1 protein-coding gene is annotated in these 776 nt (G+C 68.9%); it reads left to right on the top strand.

The genetic code is table 11. From position 1 onward, the window contains the following. On the top strand, positions 1–776 hold a 776-nt coding region (locus MKL20_RS21915), incomplete at both ends, for a 1-deoxy-D-xylulose-5-phosphate synthase N-terminal domain-containing protein (RefSeq protein WP_279594927.1).

A 776-nucleotide genomic window follows, 5' to 3' on the forward strand; every position in this document is an offset into this window, starting at 1 on the left:
TCGACACCCCCGACGACCGCATCGTCTGGGACGTCGGCCATCAATGCTACCCGAACAAGATCCTCACCGGCCGCCGCGACCGCATCCGGACGCTGGGCCAGGGAGGAGGACTGTCCGGCTTCACCAAGCGCTCTGAGCGCGCCTACGACCCGTTCGGCGCCGCCCATTCCTCGACCTCGGTCTCGGCCGCCCTCGGCATGGAGGTGGCCCGCGACCTCGACTCCGAGGCCGCCAAGGCCAAGGGCCGGCAGTCCAAGCGCCGCAACGCCATCGCGGTGATCGGCGACGGCTCGATGTCGGCCGGCATGGCGTATGAAGCCATGAACAATGCCGGCGCCCTGCACTCGCGCCTGATCGTGATCCTCAACGACAACGACATGTCGATCGCCCCGCCGGTCGGCGCCATGTCGGGCTACCTGGCGCGGCTGGCCTCGGGCGGCACCTACCAATCCCTGCGGGAGACCGCCAAGCAGCTCGGCAAGCTCCTGCCGAAAGCCATCTATCAGCGCGCCGCGGCGGCGGAAGAGTACGCCCGCTCCCTGGTGGTGGGCGGCGGCACGATGTTCGAGGAGATGGGTTTTCACTATGTCGGCCCGGTCGATGGGCACAATCTCGACCAGCTGCTCCCGGTGCTGAAGAACGTCCGCGACGCCGAGCACGGCCCGATCCTGCTCCACGTCGTCACCCAGAAGGGCAAGGGCTACGCCCCGGCCGAGGCCTCGGCCGACCGCTATCACGGCGTGGTCAAGTTCGACGTGGTCTCGGGCGTCCAGGCC

This window comes from Methylobacterium sp. E-066 (assembly GCF_022829635.1).
Taxonomy (GTDB): Bacteria; Pseudomonadota; Alphaproteobacteria; order Rhizobiales; family Beijerinckiaceae; genus Methylobacterium.